Source organism: Acinetobacter cumulans (genome assembly GCF_003024525.3).
Taxonomy (GTDB): Bacteria; Pseudomonadota; Gammaproteobacteria; order Pseudomonadales; family Moraxellaceae; genus Acinetobacter; species Acinetobacter cumulans.
This window is the reverse complement of record NZ_CP035934.2, coordinates 2,664,241-2,686,984: the sequence shown is the minus strand read 5'-3', so window position 1 is coordinate 2,686,984 and position 22,744 is coordinate 2,664,241. Positions and strand designations below refer to the sequence as shown.

The window sequence follows — 22,744 nt, the reverse complement described above, 5'->3', positions numbered from 1 at the left end:
AACCGCTATCCTGCTTTGTTATTTTAGTTTTTGCTGATACTGACATCTTGTCGGATTTGATTGTCGCTAAACTTGACGCGACTTACGAGATCGCTATCTTCTAAGCCTGTTACCACAGCAATATTGGTGCTGTAGCGCTGTTCTAAAACTTTTATGCTGGCCTTAGCAATTTTATTTTGACGCACGACCCAAACATAAGGGTTATTATCGAGGTCTTGTACAGTATTCAGTGGAATTAATTGCCCCGAAACTTGATCTGAACCTAAAATTTGGCCTTCAACAAATGCACCAATACTCAAAGAAGTAATGGCTTCTTTGGGTTGGGCAAAAAATTCAATTTGACGGCTGGCAGGATCGGCAATCGGTGAAATTCGACTTAAGGTTGCATTCAATAGGTTATTGTTGCCTTGAATACGATATTCAATGGCTTGGCCAAGTTTTAATGCTGACTGCGAATCGCTTGGTAGTAGTGCCTGAATTTCTAAGTGTGCTGGATCGATAATTTCAAATAAAGTTGCGCCCGCAGCGACTGTTTGACCAGGCTCAACTTGACGCTTGGTAATTACACCACTGATTGGACTGGTAATTGTGCCGTCCTGATCTGCTTTACGCGCAATGTTGACATTGGCTTGTTGCGCATTGGTATTTTCTAATTGCGCTTGGTAATCCACTTTGCTTTGTTCGTATTCTACTTTTGATACAAAGCCCTGTTGTAATAAGCGTTCTTTACGTTGCACCATAAGGCGGGCTTGATTGGCCTGTGCTTGAGCTGAAGCTAAATTGGCCTGTGCTTGGGCAAGACGTGCTGCATTGTCTTGATTGTTAAGGCGGACCAGCACTTGACCTTTTTGCACAGTTTGACCCACTTGGGCATTCACTGCAGTAGCTGTTGCCGTAACTTGAGCTTGAATCGTACTTTGATTTACAGCACGAATAGTGCCTGTAAAAGTGGTCTTGCTGACAGAACTGCCATGTTGAATGCGCACTAAATCCTGCTGAATAAGTTCAACTTTAGTGATTGGTTTTTCAGTGGCAACGGGTTCACTTTTTTGACATCCGACGAGAGCAAGGCTTAAGCAAATTAAGCCAATTGAAGCTAAGCGCGCTTGTAATGTAAGTGGGGTATACGTTGAATGCTGTGCTGATTGCATAATCGTCCTTTATATTCAGCTGTCAACAGAAGCAATTGAAACTGCAAAATTATTCCATTGCTTTTAAGCGGGTGATAATTTTGTCGTATTCGGCTACTGTATTTCGATAGCGCGTTTGTAAAGATTGAATATCTTGTTTTTTCGCTACGATATTTTTTTGGTTATTATTTAAAATACTTTGTAATTGTGCAGGTACAGGTTGCCCTTTACGTGAGTATTCACGTTCTTGACGAACAAACATAATACGGTCTTCCTGTAATTGCTTTAATTGTTGTTGTTGGAAAACAAGTTGTTTCGAAATTCCAGTAAGTATTTCTTTCTTTTTTTGACTTGCTACACTGCTGTTATTATAAGCACTTTTTAGTTGTGTGTCTGCGGCTAATTTTTGGGCAGCCACGGCGCGCTGTGGCGCTTGCTTAATATCTGCTTCTGCATTATAAGGTCTATTACGTTTAATCACTTGCATATTCTGATCAAGTGCTTCGTAGCCATAGCGAATATGGTTAGGTGTAACATTGGTGCTTACATTTGCAACACCTTTACTATCATAATAACGAAACCAAGTTGCTTTTTGAGGGGGATTAGTCGCAAAAGTAAACGGAGTTAGTGATACCAATACTAAGACTAAAATGAGTTTCTGGGTCATTTTTTTATAAGCAATATAAGAGTGATTTACGCTAAACTGACTTCGCATTGGGCTCCCCAATATAAAGTTGACTAAATTACTTATTTTTAAGTAATAATAGTGCTATATTAGACTTAAAATAGAGAATTAAAAACTATTCCAAGTTAAAAATAAATTCTTGGTCATCGGAAAGTGTGAAGCTGTTAATAGTATTGAAAAATACTGTGTGCTTGAGCAGAAAATGTTCATTGAAAATGAAAGTAAATATATGTTAAAAATGTTAACAACTGTTAACTAAAAGTAACTGCGAATAAAATTCCAGCATTCTATATATCCATATTTTGGGAAGGGTCTTTAAATGGACGATAAATTTCAAAATCTAAAAGTCATGGTAATTGACGACTCAAAAACTATTCGCCGTACAGCAGAAACTCTTCTTCAACGTGAAGGTTGTGAAGTTGTGACTGCAGTAGATGGCTTTGAAGCCTTGTCAAAAATTGCTGAAGCAAATCCAGACATTGTGTTTGTTGATATTATGATGCCTCGCTTAGATGGCTACCAAACATGCGCATTAATTAAAAATTCGCAAAATTATCAAAATATTCCAGTCGTAATGCTGTCAAGTAAAGACGGTTTATTTGATCAGGCGAAAGGCCGTGTCGTGGGTTCAGACGAATACCTAACAAAACCATTCAGTAAAGATGAATTATTGAATGCGATTCGTAACCACGTAACTGCTTAATTAGTTTTATTTTTTATTGGGGAAAGGCATGACACGTATTTTGATTGTAGATGATTCACCGACAGAAACATTTCGATTCAAAGAAATTTTAGGCAAACATGGCTTTGAAGTTCTTGAGGCGTCAAATGGTGCAGACGGTGTAACAGTCGCACAAGCAGAACTTCCGGACCTCGTCCTCATGGATGTGGTCATGCCAGGTGTAAACGGTTTTCAGGCAACTCGTCAAATTGCACGTGGTTCAACAACGAAGCACATTCCAATTGTGATTGTAAGCACAAAGGACCAAGCAACAGACCGTGTTTGGGGTAAGCGTCAAGGCGCATGTGATTATTTAACAAAGCCTGTAGACGAAAAACAATTAATTGATGTGATAAAACAGCACCTCAATGCAGGATAAAGCTCTATGGCAGCAAATGGATTTATCGAATTGCTTCGAATTGCGAAACGTGGAAATAAAAACTACGTTTCAACTGAGAATGAAGTCAACCGATGGTCAGGCATTGCTTTTGAGATGATGGGGCAATATTTTGTTGCTCCTTTAGGTGAAGTATCCGAAGTGATCTATCCGCCTAAGTGTACGCCAGTTCCAAACACTCAATCATGGGTGCAAGGTTTGGCGAATATTCGGGGACGTCTACTTTCAGTTTCAGATTTGGCTCAATATATTACGGGTCATAGAAGTAGCTATACTCCGACTCAAAAAGTTTTATGCATTAGTCATAATGATCATTATGTTGGTTTGGTCGTTGATCAAGTTTTGGGTATACAGCATTTTAATAAGAAGAGTTATTTTTCTAAAGACGCTGAATTAGGCAGTAATTTACAAGAATATTGTCAGGGATATTTTCACCAGCATAACCAGCAGTGGCATGTCTTTTTATTCAGTCGTTTATTGCAAAATCCAAAATATATGAACGCATCTATAAAATTTATAAATTAACTGTCACGCATTTAACGAATGAAGACGTAAATCGGGGAGAAGCTGAATGGGCTTTAAACTTAAAAAGAAAAATACAGGTGAAAGCGCAGGCCGTCCAAGTGGCAATGCTTTATTAGCTAAGATTCAATCACAAATAGATCAGTTATCGCGTGTATTTGGTGATAGTGAAAAGTCAAAGCCATTGATTTACGGTGCTGTTGGTTCACTGGTACTGGCAACTCTGATTTTATTTTACCTTTTCTATAGCGTTCCTCGTAATAACGAACTTACGCGTAGCCTAGGTGAATTACGTCTTCTTTCACAAACCATTTCGCGTCAAGCAACCGAAGCAACCGCTTCTGGTACGCCTGAAGCAATGAAAAAATTAACTGAATCTCAAGAAAGTTTTGCTAAAAACTTGGAGACAGTTACTGATATTCATGCGAATACTGATTCACTCAAATCTGTAGAATCACAATGGAAAACAGTATCTTCAAATATTGATTTGATTTCTTCGCAACAAAAAATCATTAATCAACTTTATGATACGAACATTGCAATCGGTGAAACGATTCCGGGTATTCAGGCTGAATACAACTTGATGGTTGACCAAATGGCGCGTCAAGACATGCCATCTAACCAGGTTGTAATTGCAAAAAACCAAGTATTCATTGCGGAACGTATTTTACGTTCGATCAGTTCTGTACTTACAGGTTCAGACAGTTCACGTGAGTCTGCAGATGACTTTAGTGCCGATACAGAAACATTCGGTTCATACTTAAATGCACAGCTTAATGGTAGTGCAGAATTAGGTGTGCAACGTATTGAAAATGCTGAATTACGTGAATCACTAAAAGGCATTAAGTCTGAATATGATGATGTACTAAAATCAGCTGCAGCGACGATCTTGCAGAACTCACAACAAATTGTGAAAGTACGTCAAGCATCTTCATCAATTTTTGCTGAATCAGATAAACTATTAGATAGCTTAAATGGTTTGAAATCAGGTTCAGGTTGGGCAACAGTTTTACCCGCATTGCTCTTAATTTTAACGTTAATTGCCTTCTTGATTTGTGTATTCAAATTACTTTCTTTACGTGGTCAGTCGGATAAACAACGTGTAGGTCGCTTACAAGAAGAATATGACCGTAACCAAAACGCGATTTTACGTTTACTGGACGAGATTGCCGACTTAGCAGACGGTGACTTACGTTCATACGCGACAGTATCTGAAGACTTTACGGGTGCAATTGCCGACTCGATTAACTTCGCGATCGATCAGTTACGTGATTTGGTATCGCGTATTACAGAAACATCAGAAGAGGTTGCACAATATACGGCAAATACGCAGGGTATTACCAACCAGTTAGCAGAAGCTTCTGAGCATCAGGCACAAGAGATTGCAGGTGCCTCTGCCGCAATTAACGAAATGGCACTGTCAATTGACCAAGTATCTGCCAACGCTGAAGAATCAGCAGTCGTTGCGGAACGTTCGGTACAAATTGCTGCCAATGGTGCAGACGTTGTAAACCGCTCGATCGAGGGTATGGACACGATTCGTGAACAGATTCAAGAAACATCAAAACGTATTAAACGTTTGGGTGAATCTTCTCAAGAGATTGGTAACATTGTTGCCTTGATTAACGATATTGCCGACCAAACGAACATCTTGGCATTGAACGCAGCAATTCAGGCGTCGATGGCGGGTGAAGCTGGTCGTGGTTTCGCCGTGGTTGCCGACGAAGTACAGCGTCTAGCTGAACGTTCAGCATCTGCAACAAAACAGATTGAAGGCCTTGTAAAAACCATTCAAACGGATACAAACGAAGCCGTAATCTCAATGGAGCAAACAACTGCCGAGGTTGTACGTGGTGCGAACTTGTCTAAGGATGCGGGTGTAGCCCTAGACGAAATTCAAACGGTATCGAACAGCTTGGCAAAACTGATTGCAAACATTTCGGATGCTGCAAAACTTCAGGCTGCTTCAGCGGGTCATATTGCTACAACGATGAACGTTGTACAGGAAATTACGTCGCAAACAACGAGTGCAACATTCGATACTGCGCGTTCGGTTTCTGAATTGGCAAATATGGCCGAAACATTACGTGACTCTGTATCTGACTTTAAACTTCCAGACTAAAGTTAGCGCGCTTTGGGGAAAGGCATACCGTGCAATTGAGCAGGGTATGCCAATAAGAAACAGACTAAGCATCGGCAAGATGAACTTAACTTTTTCTAAAGTTAAGTCTCGCGTGATGGTCACAATTAAGTTTGAGCACCCTTCTTGGTGGCAAAACGTAAGAAGCCTTAGCTATGAAAGAAATATTAAAAAATTTAGTCGAAACGACAACGCTTCCTGAGGATAGCTATCTCGATCAAGATGCAGAAATTTTAGAAATTTTTGTTGAAGAGATCGAGGAGATTTTTGGCGAGCTTGATAATTTATTATCTGATTGGCTGGACAAACCGCAAGATAAAGACTTGCTCACGACAATTCGTCGCCATTTCCATACCTTAAAGGGTTCTGGTCGTATGGTGGGCGCAAAGACGGCGGGTGAGGCGGCATGGACAGTTGAAGATACTTTGAACCGCGTTATTGGTGGTTCGCTTACGCTTAGCCCAACGATTCAACAGTATGCTCAAACGGTTTTAAATGTTTATCAATATAAGCTGTATCCAAGCTTTAAAAATGTCACCGAGCTGACGGTTGATTTGCGTCCGATTGTCCTTTTAGGACAACAATTACAACAAGGTCTAAGCCCAGAGCCAGCATTACAAGAGCTCTTAGGTTTGGCAACTCGCTTAAAGTCCTCTTCGGATGTCACAGGTCTAGAGCTTGATACAGTTGAGGCAGTTGAAACAACAGAATTTGTAACACCTGATTTGGCAGCGATTGAACTTCCTGCTGAAGATAATTTAATTGCAGAAACAGTTGCGATCTTCATTGAAGAAGCAGAAGAGCATCTGCAGACAATTGAAAACTTCTTGAAACAAGAAGATACCAAACATCAAGATTATAATGCCTTAATCCGTGCGCTACACACTTTGCGTGGTAGTTCATCAATGGCACAAATCGATCAAATTTTTGAAGCAAGCTCTAAAGTTGAAAATTTATTCAAAACACAGCTTCAAGAAGAAATCGGTTCGACTTCAAAAGAAACTGCATTGCTGATTCAGTACTCTGAGTTTGTACGCGACTTTTTACATACCTTACGTAAGGGTGAAACAAGCCAGTTAAATGCAATTTACAATACCTTCAATGATGCATGGAATGATTATGGTTTTGCATCTGAAAGTATGGAGTCAGATATTCAACCACAAGGTTTAGTATCGAAACTCATTGAATTAAATATTGATTTGTTATTGGATGCTGAGTTTGAGTTTGATACGCGAGCTAAAGCTGAATTCCCAGAATACTTAGAAACACTGAGCACGCAAGCAGATGAACTACTTGCACATACTGATAATCGTGCCTCTGTGGGAATTCATCAGTTTACCACTGAGCTAAAATCAGGCTATGACAATCTACGTCAAAAACCGCAGCTGTTAAATCTGGATTATGCTTATGAGTTATTTGCTCAAGCACATCAAGAATTTATTCATTTATTTGATACCTTGGCTGCAGGTCAGCGTGTAGTATTATCAGATGAAGCACAAAAGTTGCTGAGTGATTTAACTGCATTTGTACAACAAGATATTGAAGATACAGCTGAAAGTAGCAATGTATTGTCTACATTAAGTGCGAAAGTTGAAATTGCACCAAGTAGTGCCTCAACAGCTGTAGAGTCAAGCAGTCTCCATGTTCCTGCGCCTGCTGAAACCAGCACTGCAGGTATCGATTTTGCGACCTTAAGTCAAAAATTAGCTAAAGATCAAGCCAAGCATCAATCTACAGACTCAAATACTGACTTTGATCCAGATTTGCTTGAAATCTTCCTTGAAGAAGCTGATGAGTTATTGTCGGGTATTGATAGCGACTTAAATACTTGGAATAAAGATCTAACAAATACAGGATCTTTAAATAATTTAATGCGCTATTTGCATACGCTGAAAGGCGGTGCAAACATGATTTCAGCGACCAATATTGGCTTAATTGCACATGAACTAGAGTCTATCTACGAACGTGTAATTCGTGGTCAGATGCAAGCTACTGTGCCATTGGTACAAGTCATTCGTTTGGTGCAAGATGATCTTTCAGATCGTATTCAAACGATTCGTGATGTGGGCGTAGACTACGCTGCGACTGAAGCTGTTGATATCCTTACCCATATCCAAAGCATTGTTGAAGGTCAGGTCGAATCAAGTGCGACTGTGGCAAGTACTCCTGAAGTTGTGGACATTGAGGTGCACCCTGCACCAGTCGAAGACAGTCCAGTCATTGAATTTGAAGTACCAACTGTTTCAATTGAAGCGATTGAATTTGAAACACCTGCTGTGATTGAACCAGTTGCTCAAGTCATCGAGCCAAGTTCTTCAGTAGCAAGTGCTTCTACATCGGTGGACGATGAACTTCTTTCAGTGGTGGAAGAAACCTTTCTGGAAGAAGCTGAAGAGATTCTGGAACAAGCTGCTGAGTTATTAATTCAATGGTTTGATCAGCGTAGTGACCGTAGTATTTTGCTTCAATTACAACGTGCAGCCCACAGTATTAAAGGTGGCGCGCGCATGGTTGAAAATGAGCCAGTCGCGGCTGTTGCTTATCAGTTGGAAACAACGTTTGAGCAATTCGCGGTTCATCATTTTAACTCAAACGCTTACGACGACTTACTACAAACAACACTCAGCTGGTTGAAGCAAGGAATCTTCGAAAAAGATTACAGCAACTTCGATAGTATTAAACGTAGCTTAGAGTCGATTGAATACGTTGATGTAACGGCACAGTTGCCAAGCCGCCGCAGTGTGGATGGTCAAGGTTCAGCAACACGTAACTTTGAATTTATTCAGGGTGATGGTGTAGAGCCACCTTCTATGCAAGGTGAATGGACAGATACATTAGCCACTGATAATAGCAATGAAATGATTCGTATCTCAGCTGATTTGGTTGAGAAGATGATTGACTTGTCAGGCGAAAACTCAATTAACCGTTCGCGTATTGAGATGGATTTGGGGCAATTGGGTAATACGCTCAATGAGATGGAATTGGCAATTAAGCGTTTAGCTGACCAGCTACGTCGAATGGACGGTGAGCTTGAATCACAAATTCTTGCTAAGCATGGTACAGAAAATTCGCGCTATGCGGATTTTGACCCATTGGAAATGGACCAATATTCGTCCTTAAACCAATTGTCAAAATCATTGGCCGAGTCTGCATCGGATTTGGTCGACTTTAAGAGTACGTTGTCCGAAAAAATCCGTGATACAGAAGGTTTGTTATTACAACAGTCACGTATTCAGGCAGAAATTCAAGAAAGTTTAATGCGTACTCGCTTGGTTCCGTTCTCACGGATGTTACCTCGTTTACAACGTATTGTGCGTCAAACCTCAACCACCTTAAACCGCCCAGCGGAGTTGGTGGTGCAAAACACCGAAGGTGAATTAGACCGTACGATCTTAGAGCGTCTGGTTACGCCTTTCGAGCACATGCTTCGAAACGCGATTGACCATGGTCTAGAGGAAACGACAGATCGTATTGCGTTGAATAAGCCTGAGGTGGGTCATATTGTTCTGAACATTAGTCGCCAAGGTACAGACGTTCTTGTGTCATTTAGCGATGATGGTAAAGGGATTGATGAGAGCAAAATTAAAGAAAAAGCGCTCAGCCAAGGTTTAATTAAGGCCGATCAAGTACTCGACAAGCAAGAAATTTTGCAGTTAATTTTCCATCCTGGTTTTAGTACCGCGAAGGAAGTAACCCAAATTTCTGGTCGTGGTGTAGGTCTGGACGTAGTACAAAGTGAAATCAAAGCTTTGGGTGGTCATGTGAGTGTTGAGTCTGAATTGGGCAAAGGCACGACCTTTACGATTCGTGTACCAACCACAGTGGCTGTAAGTGATGCCTTGATGGTGAAAGTGGGTGATCAACAATTTGCGATTTCGTTGGCACAAATTGACCGTATTGTACGTATTGGGCCATCTGCTTTAGAAAGCTATTTCAATAGCAAGGCAGATACATTCAAAATTGATAATGAAAATTACAAGTTACGTTATCTATCTGAATTTGTGTCAAACCAGCCAGTACCACGTTTAAGCAGTGTTTCTCATTCATTGCCTGTACTTTTAATTAAAGGAAACAGTGGTCAAACGATTGCATTATTGGTTGATCAATTAATTGGTTCGCGTGCTCAAATTGTGGTGAAACCAATTGGTCAGCAGTTCTCTAATATTGGAGCAATTGCAGGTGCAACGATCTTAGGTGATGGTCAGGTGTGTTTGATTTTAGATGGTCAAAATATTGCCCGTCAGATTCAAACGACGCAGCGTCTTAAACATGTGTCTGATTCGCGTGATCTGAGCCGTCATGGTAATGCACGTCGTCTTGTGATGATTGTCGATGACTCCGTAACGGTACGTAAAGTAACGTCGCGTCTGCTTGAGCGTCAAGGCTATGACATCATTACTGCTAAAGATGGTGTGGATGCGATTGAACAGCTTGAAAATGTAAGACCAGACTTGATGTTACTGGATATCGAAATGCCACGTATGGATGGTTTCGAAGTAACCAACTTGGTTCGACATCACGACATCCACAAAGAATTGCCAATTATTATGATCACATCGCGTACGGGTGAAAAACACCGTGAGCGTGCGTTCAGTTTGGGCGTCAGCCACTATATGGGTAAACCATTCCAAGAAGCGGAATTGCTTGCTAACATTGAAGCGTTGATTGCCGAAAAACAGGAGTTGATCTATGACTGAACAAACTTCGGTGAATACAGTAACTGATAAAATTAATCAGCAAGAATTACAGCATTTAATTACTGTTTCTACAGGGTTTATTGATGCTTATATTATTGAATGTCATGGTAAAGAGCCGATGCTTTTACCACAAAACATCATTTTATCTGCACTAGACAGCGAAACCAAAGTGCAATTCGTGCAATGGCATGAATTGAAACTCCCTGTATATGCGGTCAACCAACCAGAGCGCAAATCTGGTGTAGCATTGGTGATTGAAGGTGAAGACGTACAGCAACGTTTTGCATTGATGTGCGATGAAATGCCAAAAACGATTCGTTTACGTATTTCTGAAATTGTAGATGAAGATAAGACTTTAACCGATCCTGCAATTTTCCAATATGTGCGTATGGGGGAGAAAGTTTTTCATATCCCAAATATGAACTACATACAAACGCAGCTTCAATCCTAATGTCATGAGGCATAAAAAAAGGAATTCTACGGAATTCCTTTTTTGTTTTATGTAAAAATTAAACAGCCAATAAGCCTTCTAAAATTTGTTCATAAATTTCAGCTAGAGGCTCGAGATCGGCCACATTTACATGTTCATTGATCTGATGGATTGTGGCATTTAATACGCCTAATTCGAGCACCTGAGCGCCAGTAGGAGCAATGAAGCGACCATCAGATGTTCCACCACTGGTTGAAAGCTCAGTCTCAACACCTGTCACATTTAAAATGGCAGTTTTGGCAGCATTGACCAACTCGCCCACAGGAGTGAGGAAAGGTAAGCCAGACAGTGTCCATTCAATGTCATATTCTACATTGTGACGGTCTAAAATTTCTAAAGTACGTGCCTTTAACTCTTCTGCAGTGACTTCTGTTGAGTAGCGGAAGTTAAATAATGACGTCATAGTCCCAGGTACAACATTGGTTGCGCCTGTGCCAGAGTTAATATTTGAAATTTGGAATGTGGTGGCAGGGAAGTATTCATTGCCATTGTCCCAAACAGTTTCACACAGTTCTGCAATCGCTTTAGATGCCGTATGAATTGGGTTCACTGCAAGGTGTGGGTAAGCCACATGGCCCTGTTTGCCTTTAACTGTTAATTTGGCATTGAGTGAACCACGACGGCCATTTTTAACAATGTCACCAAGAGTATTTGTGCTCGATGGTTCACCCACCAAACACCATGTCATTTTTTCTTGGCGTGCTTCAAGTGTTTCAATGACTTTGACCGTACCATTAATAGATGGGCCTTCTTCATCCGAAGTAATTAAAAAAGCAATAGAGCCTTTATGGTTAGGGTGCTTTGCAACAAAGCGCTCAGAAGCAACGACCATTGCTGCCAAGGCAGTTTTCATGTCAGCACTACCACGGCCATACAGTTTACCGTCGCGAATTTCGGGTTGGAATGGATCTGAACCCCAAGCATCTAAATTACCCGTAGGTACAACATCGGTATGTCCTGCAAAACAAAACACAGGAGATTCAGTGCCTTTACGTGCCCAAAGATTATCTACGTCGTCAAAACGCATATTTTCAATCTTAAAGCCAATATTTTCCAAACGTTCAGCCATAATGTTTTGGCAGCTGTGGTCTACTGGCGTTACTGAGGGTTGACGTAAAAGCTGTAGGCTTAGATCGAGTGTCGCTGATGAAGTCATGCTGAATCTTTAAGTCAAAAATGTCGCAATATAATAGGCGAATCATGACGATAAGGAAAATTTAAACATAAAAAAACCCTATTTAAATAGGGTTTTCAATAATCAGCCGATTAAGCCGATTTTATTCGCATTAATTGCGACGAATTTCATCAGAAGTGCGCTCTGCTGTGCCTGTTACAGCTTGCCCAGCCTTAGATACGTCTTGACCCACACCCTTTACAGTATTACAGCCAGCTAAAGCAAAGGCTACAAGAAGTGAAGCAGCAATAATTTTCTTCATGTGTTTCTCCAGTTTTACGAATAATAAATTTTCTCCGTAAAATTAGATTAAAAAATACACTGCGTGAAAAGTATGCAATTTTTATAGGTGTTCGGTAATTAAATGTAATAAAAACAAATCTCGAACTGTTTAAAATTCAACCTTAATGGGTTTGTAATAAATTTGGTTGACGATACATATAGTAATTTTCTTGATGTGATTGCTTATAAAGACCATCCGTCCACCAGTATGCAGGGATACTGCTAAGTGCAGCGTGTGCACAGATCCATTCATGACGTTGCAATCGATAATACTGCTCACTTGGATGAGGGATGTGATGGCCCCAGTGACCAATTCTACGCGCTGGATTGACCCAATCGGGTAATTCATGTGATTTATCTACGGGTAGATAAAGCTGTCCTTTGAGCATGCAGTATTTACGTTGTATGCGGTGTTCTAAAGCGTCGTTAAATTGAAACTGCTTTTGTGTGAAATGATGGAGCTTTCTACTGAGTGTGTCACTGCGGTTGAGACCATACCAAGAGGGCAGTGAACAATCACCTTCAGCAAGATAGTATTTGAGCGCAATTTCCCAATGTTCAATTTCTTGGGTTTCTAAGTTGCGAAGGACAAAATCAAGTTCGCCTAGCGTTTTAGGGCCATCAATTTTTTGAATGCTGTGTCCAATTAGTTCGTAATGATGGTAATCACGATCAAGTAGCCAAAACCAAATCAACATTTCAAAGCGCAGGCCAAGACGGGTACTTTTGAGTTGGTGTATAAAATCTAATAATTCAGTTGGGTCTTTATCTAAAGCCTCTAAGCGCGGTATATAGCGCGTATAGTGCTGTTGCCAGATAAGATCATCATGCAATTCAAATTGGTGTGTAAGTGCGAGCTCTGGTGGAAGTTGAGTTAAAATATTTGGACTAGCAATGCTAAAAGCCAGTTGTCTGACACAGGGCTGCTGATAGCTTAACCATGGCTCAAAATAGCAAGACGGCAATGAGATGTGAGTCATGGTGGTCTAGGCCTCAATATAAGAATAGCATCAGTATGCTATGACAATAATGCAGAATTGCAACGGTGTAGCTTAAAAAACGCTTTATACTAAGCGTATTGTACGAATTGGGTCTGGGTATGAAAACGTTGTTTTGGCGAAGCTTAGTGTTGATCTTTGTTCTATTGGGCTTCATCGGGGCACTTTTACCTGGAATGCCAACAACAGTATTTTTGATATTAGCGGCATGGGCGGCCTCAAAAGGTTGGCCACAGATGGATGCATGGCTGTTAAATCATCCTAAATATGGCGCAACGCTTCGTGCATGGCGAGAAAATGGCACAGTGCCACGTAAAGCAAAGTGGTTCGCATCGATCATGATGTTTATAAGTGCAGTGGTCATGCTGTTTACCAATGCACCTTTGGCCGTCAAAATATTTACCGATGTAACCATGCTGGCGGTTGCCATTTGGCTATGGCTACGTCCAGAACCTGAATCACGTGCTAAAACCACAAAAATTGAAACAGAGAAAGCGCCATGATGGAATTTAGTCCAGATCAAGTTGACGTTGTGATTGATTTAGATCAGCAACGTTTAAGCCTACCCAAATTCAATAAAAGCTATCTTATTTCGAGTGGTAAAAATGGCATAGGTGAAACTGAAAATAGTGGTAAGACACCAAGAGGTTGGCACCGTATTGCGGAGAAATTTGGTGCAGACATGCCACAAAATACAGTTTTTAAAGCACGCCAAGCCACGGGTGAAATCTATAGTCCTGCTTTAGCTACGCAATATCCTGAACGTGATTGGATTTTATCCCGCATTTTATGGTTGGCGGGTTTAGAGGCTGGTTTTAATCAAGGCGAGGGATGTGATACCTATCAGCGCTATATTTACATTCATGGTACGCCGGACACAGAACCGATGGGAGTTCCTATTTCACATGGCTGTATTCGTATGCGCAATACAGATGTGATGGAATTATTTGAATTGATCCCAGTTGATGCGACCGTATATTTAAAATCAGCACAAATCTGATGGTATATGCACGACTCATCTATTTATGATATAAGCGAAATGCTTAAGACAAGCGTTATAGTTTTCATTAATAGCAATTCAATTGATGGCCTAAATTTAAATAGCAAGTCCAAAAATGCTTTTTAAAAACAACGCTGCTTAAAAATGATGCGATTTTACAGTGAAAATTGAATATCACGCTAAATAAATATACCGTGAAGGCTAGTCGATATAAAATAAAAAGCATTTTTATGTGCATTCATTACATGAAATGAATGCATTGAATTAAAAAATAAGCAGAAAATGTTGATTTTTATAGCAGATTACTTATTTTTTAATCAGTCAAACATAAAAAGTGGAAAACTGGCATAAAAGCGTTTGACACTGGGTGAGGATTCTCTATAATGCACCTCATCAAGCGATGAAGTGCTTTGAAAGGGCGCTTAGCTCAGTTGGTAGAGCGTCTGCCTTACAAGCAGAATGTCGGCGGTTCGATCCCGTCAGCGCCCACCAAACTCTTTCATTGTTAGATTTATAGTGCAGCGGTAGTTCAGTTGGTTAGAATACCGGCCTGTCACGCCGGGGGTCGCGGGTTCAAGTCCCGTCCGCTGCGCCACTTTAAATCTAAAAACATCGTTTGATCCGCAATAGCGATATTGTGTAAGTGCAGCGGTAGTTCAGTTGGTTAGAATACCGGCCTGTCACGCCGGGGGTCGCGGGTTCAAGTCCCGTCCGCTGCGCCATTTACACAGTTTAGCATATTGAGGGCGCTTAGCTCAGTTGGTAGAGCGTCTGCCTTACAAGCAGAATGTCGGCGGTTCGATCCCGTCAGCGCCCACCAGATTCTTGTGATGCAGCGGTAGTTCAGTTGGTTAGAATACCGGCCTGTCACGCCGGGGGTCGCGGGTTCAAGTCCCGTCCGCTGCGCCATTCCTAGAATCAAAACCCTTAAAGGGCGCTTAGCTCAGTTGGTAGAGCGTCTGCCTTACAAGCAGAATGTCGGCGGTTCGATCCCGTCAGCGCCCACCATATATCTTTAAGATATAATGTGCTTCCTCGGAAGTAACGTGATGCAGCGGTAGTTCAGTTGGTTAGAATACCGGCCTGTCACGCCGGGGGTCGCGGGTTCAAGTCCCGTCCGCTGCGCCATTTATCTTAAGAAGTCTTAAATTCCTGAGATTTAAGATGTTTCAAATACCAAGACTACAAATTTCGTTTGTCTTGCGTCGTAAAAACAACAGCGTTGTTTTTATTCCTCAGGGCGCTTAGCTCAGTTGGTAGAGCGTCTGCCTTACAAGCAGAATGTCGGCGGTTCGATCCCGTCAGCGCCCACCATATTTTCTATATATCTCAATTTAAATAGTATTAAGCGCACTGCTTTGATATTGCCTATTGCATAATTTTTCCATAAAATCCGTAATGTATAATAATTTTAATTTGTATGGACAATAATGAGAAATCCTTATCAGCGCAAGGCCGCGTCTAAAACACAAAATACAACTTTTAATCCTCAAGATATTTATAAACAATTTATTGAACACCTTGTTGGTCAGGGCAATTTAATCGCACTGTATCAAGATGGCTGGGCTTTGTGTGCAACACCAACAGGCCAAAAAGCATTTGCTGTGTGGCGTAATAAAAGTTTGGCTAAACTGCTGATTAAAGACAATTGGGCAAAATACGAAATTCAAGAAATTTCACTTAAAGATTTTATTGAAAAAGTCATTCCTTTTTTACGTCAAGAAAATACTGCTTTGTCGCTGGATTTAACACCAGAAGGGCAGAATATTTTGGTTGCCCCTGAAAAAATGTTACTAGATTTAAAAAATTATTTATATCAGGTATATACGCAGCGACCAGAAGTCTTTAAAGAAATGGACTTTCCTTTACCGCGCAATATCCGTTTAAATTAATTTTATAGCAAGCCAATGGTGCTGATTAATATTCACCTAATGCATATCCACTGATATAGGCAAAATATTCTCTTAGCCAAGCGTTATAGCGTAAGTATAGCGGTGTTGGAGCGGATACTGCATATACCTGACGATATGCTTGGTGGTGGGCAATTGCGATAGCACGGGGCAGGTGAAAGTCATTGCTGACTACTGCAATAGGTTGATTTAAATCAAGATCTAGTTTTGCTAACACTGTTTTACTATAGGCAAAATTGAGTTCAGTACTGGTACTTTTTTCTTCTAAATAAATACGTGAAGCTGGAATGTGCTGCTGTTGTATCAGATAACGTTGCATAACCGAAGCTTCAGATACTGTTTTATTGAGTCCAATTCCACCAGTCATTATCAGTGGGATATTCGGATGATCAGTTGCTAATCGAGCTGCGGTGTTTAAGCGTTCAATGACAGCAGGAGCTGGTTGGTTATTTTGAATACCGCCGCCCAGCACAATAATTGCTTTTACATTTGGAATGTACTGCGTTTGATTACTGTAGTGTTGCATATAAGCAAAAAATCCCAGCAAACTAATAAGCCACAGCCAAAATATTCCCCATAAACACATCCAACTACGTTTAAACCAGATTTTTTGCTGATATAAGATCTTAATCTGAGGGCTTAAAATAGTAATTAGGATTAACGTAGCTCCAAGCAAGAGTGGAAACAGCACCCCAAAATGGTCTTCGCCTAAACAAAGTAGCCAAATGCTGTCGATGCAAAGCAGTAGACCAACGATTAATACAACTATTCTTTTCATAATGGATTAGGAGTTAGGTGCTCAAGATATCTGTGGCAAGTGTACTGGGTTTGGCGTGCATAAAAAACCGAGCAATGATGCTCGGTTTCTTATTCAACAAGTTATGCCTTCCGAGTGCATTAATAGACATCTCGACGATAACGGCCTTCTTGTTTTAATTGATCAATGCTTGCTTCGCCCAAGATATCTTGTAGCGCTTGATCTACATCGGTTGCCATTCCTTGAATGCTACCGCATACGTAGATTACAGCACCTTGTTCAACCCAAGTGCGAAGTTCATTGGCTTGCTCACGAAGTTTATGATGAACATAAACTTTTTCTGCTTGGTCGCGTGAAAAAGCAAGGTCAAGGCGTTTCAGCATGCCAGTATTTTGCCATGCTTCTACTGTACTTTGATAGAAGAAGTCATGTTCACGTTGACGTTCGCCAAAGATCAGCCAGTTTTGGGTAAAGTCTGAGCGAATACGTGCACTGAGTAGACTCATAAGCCCAGCAATCCCTGTACCATTACCAATTAAAATTACGGGACGATTGTCGGAAATTAAATGGAAAGATTCGTTGGTACGAATACGCATAGCGATTTGCTCACCTACCTGCGCATGTGCTGTTAACCAACCCGAACCTAGACCTAATTGACCTTGGGCATCAGATTGTTGGCGTATCACCAAACGCAGTACATGCTGTTCTGGAATACTGGCAATCGAGTATTCACGTGATGGTAGGCGCGGGAGCTGTTCAAGCAAATGATCTAAGTTGGCAAAGGGCTCAACTTCAATTGTTAAATCACGATCCCATAGCATCTGTTCAATACATTGCTGTGTAGTATCCACGATGGCATGCGGCGCAATATGATGTTGTTGCATGAAGGCGTGAATGCGTTCCTGGCTATTGGCTGGTTGTATCTCGGCAATATCACCTGCTTGCCATTGCACATCATGCGTGGCTTGCAACTCAATATTAAATGCAGGCGCGCCCAAGCTATTTGGGTTAAGTAATGTGCGTTGTTTTAGTTGCCATTGATCAAAGGTTTTTTCAATGGTCATGGCTTGCAATTCAAGTTTTGTACTTTTAGCTAAGGCCTGATTCCACTGCTGAATCGCTTGTGCATTGGCATTGTCCACTTCAATGAGTGGGAACAAAGCTTGAGCAGTATTTTGCTTCAACCATGTATCAAGACGATGACCAAAGCTACAGAAAGTCTCAGGATATTCTTGTGAGCCCAAAGCCAAAACGGCATAACGAACATGGCTTAAATCCAGTGTTTGCGTCATGATTTTTTTCTCAAAACTTGCCGCTAAATCAGGTGCTTCGCCTGTACCATAGGTGCTGGCAACCAATAAGATTTGGCCATTGGATTTGAGATCATCTACGGTGACGTGCTGTAGTGCTTTAACGGACGCAGGTTGGCGAGCTTCTTGTAGACTTGTTGCAGTACGCCAAGCCAATTGCTCAGACACGCCTGTTTGCGAAGCATAGATTACCAGCCAAGGGCTTGCATTCGGATCAAGACTGACTGCTGTTAAGCTCTGACGTGCCTCTTGTGTTAAGCGCTTTTGCTTACGGCGTTTGAGGTACAGCATCCAACCCGTTACAAAGAACAATGGCATGATCAAAGATGACAGCATGGCAAAGAACTGATAAACAGGCCCGAAGAAACTACCACGATGCACAGGAAGCATGCTCGTCATAATTTTTTCATTCAGCTTTTTATCTTCATACAGTTCTAATTTTTCAATAGATGTCGTTTGATAGTTATAGCTGGCTTTGTTGCGTGCACGTTCGTGCTGTGGCACAGCGTCTACAAAGGTGAGTTCGACCGTACCATTTGATTTTTTAGGAATATTCAGCGTTAAACTCGAGTATTCACGTCCAACCTTTTGGTTAAAGCCAGTCCAGGTTTGTGTAAGCGCATAGCTGATTTGTTCTGGTGCTAAGCCTTTTTTCTCAGATGGATTCTTTTTACCCTCGGAAGTAGGGCCTGTGCTTTCAGCCCGCTGCACATTTGTAGGCGATCCTTTAGCTTCTGAACCTTGTGCTCTCGGACCTGCATTGGCTTGCATTTCAGGTTGTGGACGCTCTACACCTAAAACTTTAAACATGCCATCACGCCACCAGCCATAAGACCAATACAAGCCTGTACATGCCAAAACTAAATAAAAAATAACCACCCATGTGCCAATCACTGCATGTAAATCCCAAATAAAGTTACGGCCTTTTAATTGAGGTTTAACTGCAAACCATTGCTTTATAGAATGCTTTTTTGGCCAGCGTAAGTATAAGCCACTGAGTAAAAAATAAATCAGAATGAGCGTACAAGCACCTGTAATTTGTTTACCCACAGGGCCAACGGTTAAATTACGATGCAATTGCTGAACAAATTGGAAGAATTCTCGGCCTTTAACTTCTGGAAGTACGGTCGCGTCATAAGGATTAATCATCATGTTATAACCACGACGTGCACCTTCTTTGACGATATTCACAGTAGAGGATGCTGAAGCTTCTGATTCAATCGTGATGCTATTAATTTTGATTGAAGCATCTGTACGCTGAAAATGTTGATAAATTTCAGCAGGTGTCATTTTGGGTGTATTGGGCACCTGAACCGTATAACTGTCCGCATTGAGCCACTTTTGGATGGGCTGTTCATAAGAATACAAAGCGCCAGTAATACCCATGAGGGAAAGAATCAGGCCGGCACTAATACCGAAAAACCAGTGGAGTTGGAAGAGGATCTTTTTAAACATGCGAGGGGTGGCGTGAGAGTTCGAAATGAGAACTATTATAATCTGAGAAAGTGTAAAAATAATGTGGATTACAAATAATATTTATTCTCATTTACATTTTAATGCATTGATTCAAATTTTTAAGAGAAGGATCAAGCATAAAAAAGCCCCCAAAGAGGAGGCTTTTTTAATTCAACAGCAAGAATTAAACAGCTTTTGCTTCGCCTACAGTTTCTTTTAAGTGTTTGCGAATCGTGTTGAATGAGAAGTTTTTACTGTCTAGACGGTTAGGTAAAATATATGCACCTTGTTGGCCTTTAATTTTAAAGTTCACCAAGATGAATTCAGGTGTGTTGTACCATTCATAAATGTCTTTCCAGCCCACAGTCATATTGCCCATTTGTAGGCCAACTTGTTGCTGCATCGATAGACCATGTGGTTGTACACCTAAGCGTAAACCTTTGATTTCTTGAACAGGTGTTTCTTTCAGTTTACGTTTAACATACCACTCGATACCAAATTTGCGTACCAAGAAGTAAATCACAACACAGACGATAGCAACCCAACAGAAAATAGTTGAATAGTTTTTTAATAAAATGATGCCAGCCATCGCAAGCACTAAAATAGCGCCCATGATGATCCATGCTTTGGTGCCAATTTTGAAGTTGCTACGTGAAAGAACCAATTGCGCGTTGCGTTGTTCTTCTTCAGAAACTTCATAAGGTATAGGCTGTAAAGTGTAGGCGTATAAGTTTTTCGCGGTCATAGTGAAACTAACAGATTTTTAACTCCCAAAAGTTTAGCATTATTTATGCCGATTCAGGGAGCATATTGTGTCAAAAATACTCAAATTATAATGAGGCCAATTCAGTCGACTTTTGATCATGGTCATGACTTAAATTTTGCTTTAACTGACTGAGTTGTTTCAAAATACTAAACATTAAAGACAGTTGTTGCAAAATAATCAGTGACTTTTGGTCTTCGTCATTTTGTAGTGCTAAACGCTGACGAATCTGACTAATCATATTCTGTGCGCTTAAGTCTGGGACTTCATCTTTTAAGAGTGCGCCTTGAATATCATCCAGTGCTTGTGCCATCAGTTGTAAAATTTCAGGGTCTTCAATTTTTGCACGATGTGCACCTAAGGCTGCAATATAGCTAATGAAAGTGTGGTTAAGACATAAAAACTCAAAAGCGAGCGCTTTTTGATGGCTGTCAAAATCTGGTTCTGTGGCAAGCGTTGAAATTAAAGAGGCGACATCTGCATCGGTATTATGCGCAGCACGACGCACAATGCGATAATTTAAACCATTGTTGCGGCCATGTTTATATTGTTCTACCACCTCGGTTAAATAATCACACTGTGCTTGTAATGAACGATTGATGGTGCGCCCCAGACGGCGGAATTTCCAATCGGGGAAAATAAAACTCACACCAAACCAGGCCAAGGCACAGCCAATTAAAGTATCAATCATACGGGGCATGGCTGCTTCAAAGCCTAGACCATCTAGATTAAAGTTTATCAGCGCTAAAATGGTGATAAATGCAGTGGCTTGTGCATATTGCTTACTGCGAAGCTCAAAAAATAAAATACCACTCAAAATCAGTAGGAGCAGTTGACCTTCGACTGAGGGAATAAAATACAAAATTGCATAACCCAAGATAATCCCAATCAGCGTCCCGACAATACGTAAATACAGGCGACGTTTAGTGGCGTTAAAGTTAGGTTGGCTGACAAACAGCGCAGTAAGCAAAATCCAATAGCCATATTCAATATTGGTTAATTGCACAAAGACATAGCCAATAAACAGCACAACGGATAATCGGATGGCGTGACGGAACAGCACAGATTCAGGTGTAAGATGTTGTTTTACTCGTACGACGACGTCATCCCAGCCTTTGAGATCATCATCTTTGAGTTGGTTTTCGACATGTTTCACTTTATCAAATTTAATATGGCGCTCTGTTTCAACGTTTTGTAATTGCGAGTCGATGGCTTTTAAATTTTGGTACAGCGAAAACAGCGCATTGACCCAAACTTGGTCATAGTGTTGTTCTGCGCGTAGTTTATCCAAAGAATGGCGTAAATTACGAAATGCATGTTTGAAGCGGGTATTATGATGATAGGGTTGACGATGTAAAATACTGATACTTAAATCTTTACAGGCTTTGGCTTGAATGGAAAGCACACGCTGAAAACGAAATAAAATGTCGCTATGTTCAAAAATCTTGGCCAGCTTTTGGTAGTCAATATGTGCAGAATCGGCACGCTCATGAATATCTTGTGCGACAAAATAATATTGCAAACTACGACGCGTATCTTTTTGACCACGGTCGCCTTTAAGTCGGGTCAGGAGCGCTGTTTTCATGTCATTAAAAATGGCAATCAATTTACCGTTTTCTAAGGACAGCTCAATCATACTTTGCTGATAACTTGTGGGCGTCATATCGACATCAAACAAGTTGGATTTGGCAAAGAGGAAATCGCCTAAAGATGAATAGCTTTGAGCTAACTTATCTTGTGCTTGGCGTACAGGAAAGAGTAAAAAACTAATGGTCGAGATTAAGCCATACCACATGGCTCCAATAACCAGCAGGCCTGCTTGGGTGTACCAATGCTCAAATAAATGCACACCTAACATAGAATAAACAGAAATCACTAAGCAACCATAAGAAATGGTGGCATAACGTCTACCCAAAGAACCCAATAAAATCCACCCAATACAGGACACAATCAGCCCAATCGCAAAGAGGATGGGATAAGGAAACAACACATAAATGGAAACAGCGGTAATGAAAAAGCCTATATAGGTATAAAGCTGATTCATAATGCGGACAGAGAAGCGATCGTCAATATCACTGAGGCCTGCTGCCACCACACCTAAGGTTAAGGGAATGGTATACAGTTGGTTACCATAGAAATAAGGGACGAACGCAGTCCCTGCAAATGCAATCAGCATCCGCAGTGTGTACATAAAGGTGGTGTTATAGGTTGCCTGCTGAATGCGGCTAAGCCAAGAGTTCAATGTCGATCCTTTACGTAGCGATAGACTGAGTTACAGTGCTGAGAATGTGTGAAATTTCACGATGGTCTTAG

The 22,744-nt window shown here is 40.9% G+C and carries 18 protein-coding genes and 8 tRNA genes; 17 read left to right on the top strand and 9 right to left on the bottom strand.

What is annotated here, in order from left to right:
• Nucleotides 1-23: 23 nt before the first annotated feature.
• Nucleotides 24-1,151, bottom strand: a complete 1,128-nt coding sequence (locus C9E88_RS12675) for an efflux RND transporter periplasmic adaptor subunit (protein WP_106985075.1) — start codon at nt 1,149-1,151, stop codon at nt 24-26.
• 49 nt (nt 1,152-1,200) lie between these two features.
• A complete protein-coding gene (locus tag C9E88_RS12670; RefSeq protein ID WP_106985074.1) occupies nt 1,201-1,845 on the bottom strand; it encodes a hypothetical protein in 645 nt (214 codons plus the stop codon).
• Nucleotides 1,846-2,134: 289 nt separating this feature from the next.
• On the opposite strand from C9E88_RS12670, the gene pilG reads away from it, so the two are divergent.
• From pilG to C9E88_RS12640, 6 genes are all read left to right on the top strand, one after another.
• Nucleotides 2,135-2,518, top strand: a complete 384-nt coding sequence (gene pilG / locus C9E88_RS12665; RefSeq protein WP_106985073.1) for a twitching motility response regulator PilG — start codon at nt 2,135-2,137, stop codon at nt 2,516-2,518.
• A gap of 28 nt (nt 2,519-2,546) precedes the next feature.
• Complete coding sequence (locus tag C9E88_RS12660; protein WP_106985072.1) at nt 2,547-2,915, top strand: response regulator; 369 nt, start codon at nt 2,547-2,549, stop codon at nt 2,913-2,915.
• 6 nt (nt 2,916-2,921) lie between these two features.
• The gene (locus tag C9E88_RS12655) at nt 2,922-3,458 is read left to right on the top strand and encodes a chemotaxis protein CheW (RefSeq protein WP_106985071.1); all 537 of its coding nucleotides are present in this window, start codon (nt 2,922-2,924) and stop codon (nt 3,456-3,458) included.
• Nucleotides 3,459-3,504: 46 nt separating this feature from the next.
• Nucleotides 3,505-5,577, top strand: a complete 2,073-nt coding sequence (locus C9E88_RS12650; protein WP_106985070.1) for a methyl-accepting chemotaxis protein — start codon at nt 3,505-3,507, stop codon at nt 5,575-5,577.
• Between the two features lie 173 nt (nt 5,578-5,750).
• On the top strand, nt 5,751-10,292 hold the full coding sequence (locus C9E88_RS12645) for a hybrid sensor histidine kinase/response regulator (RefSeq protein WP_106985069.1): 4,542 nt from the start codon (nt 5,751-5,753) through the stop codon (nt 10,290-10,292).
• Nucleotides 10,285-10,743: a hypothetical protein gene (locus C9E88_RS12640; protein WP_106985068.1), complete on the top strand. Its 459-nt coding sequence runs from the start codon at nt 10,285-10,287 to the stop codon at nt 10,741-10,743. The genes C9E88_RS12645 and C9E88_RS12640 overlap by 8 nt, the downstream gene beginning before the upstream one ends.
• 58 nt (nt 10,744-10,801) lie before the next feature.
• Here C9E88_RS12640 and dapE read toward each other — a convergent pair whose 3' ends face one another.
• From dapE to C9E88_RS12625, 3 genes are all read right to left on the bottom strand, one after another.
• Entirely contained in the window at nt 10,802-11,938 is a 1,137-nt protein-coding gene (gene dapE, locus C9E88_RS12635; protein ID WP_106985067.1) for a succinyl-diaminopimelate desuccinylase, read from the bottom strand.
• Between the two features lie 130 nt (nt 11,939-12,068).
• A complete protein-coding gene (locus C9E88_RS12630) occupies nt 12,069-12,218 on the bottom strand; it encodes an entericidin A/B family lipoprotein (RefSeq protein ID WP_106985066.1) in 150 nt (49 codons plus the stop codon).
• 142 nt (nt 12,219-12,360) lie between these two features.
• Nucleotides 12,361-13,218 (bottom strand): DUF1853 family protein, encoded by an 858-nt coding sequence (locus C9E88_RS12625; protein ID WP_106985065.1) that lies wholly within the window; start codon nt 13,216-13,218, stop codon nt 12,361-12,363.
• Between the two features lie 119 nt (nt 13,219-13,337).
• Here C9E88_RS12625 and C9E88_RS12620 point away from each other — a divergent pair, with 119 nt between their 5' ends.
• The 11 genes from C9E88_RS12620 to C9E88_RS12570 all read left to right on the top strand — a co-directional run bounded on the left by C9E88_RS12620 (nt 13,338) and on the right by C9E88_RS12570 (nt 16,128).
• Nucleotides 13,338-13,739, top strand: coding sequence for a YbaN family protein (locus tag C9E88_RS12620; RefSeq protein WP_106985064.1), 402 nt, complete (start codon nt 13,338-13,340; stop codon nt 13,737-13,739).
• Nucleotides 13,739-14,236, top strand: a complete 498-nt coding sequence (gene elsL / locus C9E88_RS12615; RefSeq protein ID WP_171356357.1) for a cell wall-recycling L,D-carboxypeptidase ElsL — start codon at nt 13,739-13,741, stop codon at nt 14,234-14,236. Before C9E88_RS12620 ends, elsL begins: the two co-directional genes overlap by 1 nt.
• A gap of 416 nt (nt 14,237-14,652) precedes the next feature.
• Nucleotides 14,653-14,728 (top strand) — tRNA-Val (locus tag C9E88_RS12610).
• A 26-nt stretch (nt 14,729-14,754) separates the two neighbouring features.
• Nucleotides 14,755-14,831: transfer RNA gene (locus tag C9E88_RS12605), tRNA-Asp, on the top strand.
• A gap of 50 nt (nt 14,832-14,881) precedes the next feature.
• A tRNA-Asp gene (locus C9E88_RS12600) sits at nt 14,882-14,958 on the top strand.
• A gap of 22 nt (nt 14,959-14,980) precedes the next feature.
• Nucleotides 14,981-15,056 (top strand) — tRNA-Val (locus tag C9E88_RS12595).
• A 12-nt stretch (nt 15,057-15,068) separates the two neighbouring features.
• Nucleotides 15,069-15,145, top strand: a tRNA-Asp gene (locus tag C9E88_RS12590).
• A gap of 23 nt (nt 15,146-15,168) precedes the next feature.
• Nucleotides 15,169-15,244, top strand: a tRNA-Val gene (locus C9E88_RS12585).
• Nucleotides 15,245-15,287: 43 nt separating this feature from the next.
• A tRNA-Asp gene (locus tag C9E88_RS12580) sits at nt 15,288-15,364 on the top strand.
• A 110-nt stretch (nt 15,365-15,474) separates the two neighbouring features.
• A tRNA-Val gene (locus C9E88_RS12575) sits at nt 15,475-15,550 on the top strand.
• Between the two features lie 116 nt (nt 15,551-15,666).
• Entirely contained in the window at nt 15,667-16,128 is a 462-nt protein-coding gene (locus tag C9E88_RS12570; protein WP_106985062.1) for a DUF2750 domain-containing protein, read from the top strand.
• Between the two features lie 25 nt (nt 16,129-16,153).
• On the opposite strand, the gene C9E88_RS12565 is transcribed toward C9E88_RS12570, so the two are convergent.
• The 4 genes from C9E88_RS12565 to yccS form a co-directional block, all read right to left on the bottom strand.
• Nucleotides 16,154-16,924: a YdcF family protein gene (locus tag C9E88_RS12565; RefSeq protein WP_106985061.1), complete on the bottom strand. Its 771-nt coding sequence runs from the start codon at nt 16,922-16,924 to the stop codon at nt 16,154-16,156.
• Nucleotides 16,925-17,043: 119 nt separating this feature from the next.
• Nucleotides 17,044-19,668: a PepSY domain-containing protein gene (locus C9E88_RS12560; RefSeq protein WP_106985060.1), complete on the bottom strand. Its 2,625-nt coding sequence runs from the start codon at nt 19,666-19,668 to the stop codon at nt 17,044-17,046.
• A 184-nt stretch (nt 19,669-19,852) separates the two neighbouring features.
• Complete coding sequence (locus C9E88_RS12555) at nt 19,853-20,413, bottom strand: hypothetical protein (RefSeq protein WP_106985059.1); 561 nt, start codon at nt 20,411-20,413, stop codon at nt 19,853-19,855.
• A gap of 85 nt (nt 20,414-20,498) precedes the next feature.
• Nucleotides 20,499-22,673, bottom strand: coding sequence for a YccS family putative transporter (yccS, locus tag C9E88_RS12550; RefSeq protein WP_106985058.1), 2,175 nt, complete (start codon nt 22,671-22,673; stop codon nt 20,499-20,501).
• Nucleotides 22,674-22,744: the final 71 nt, after the last annotated feature.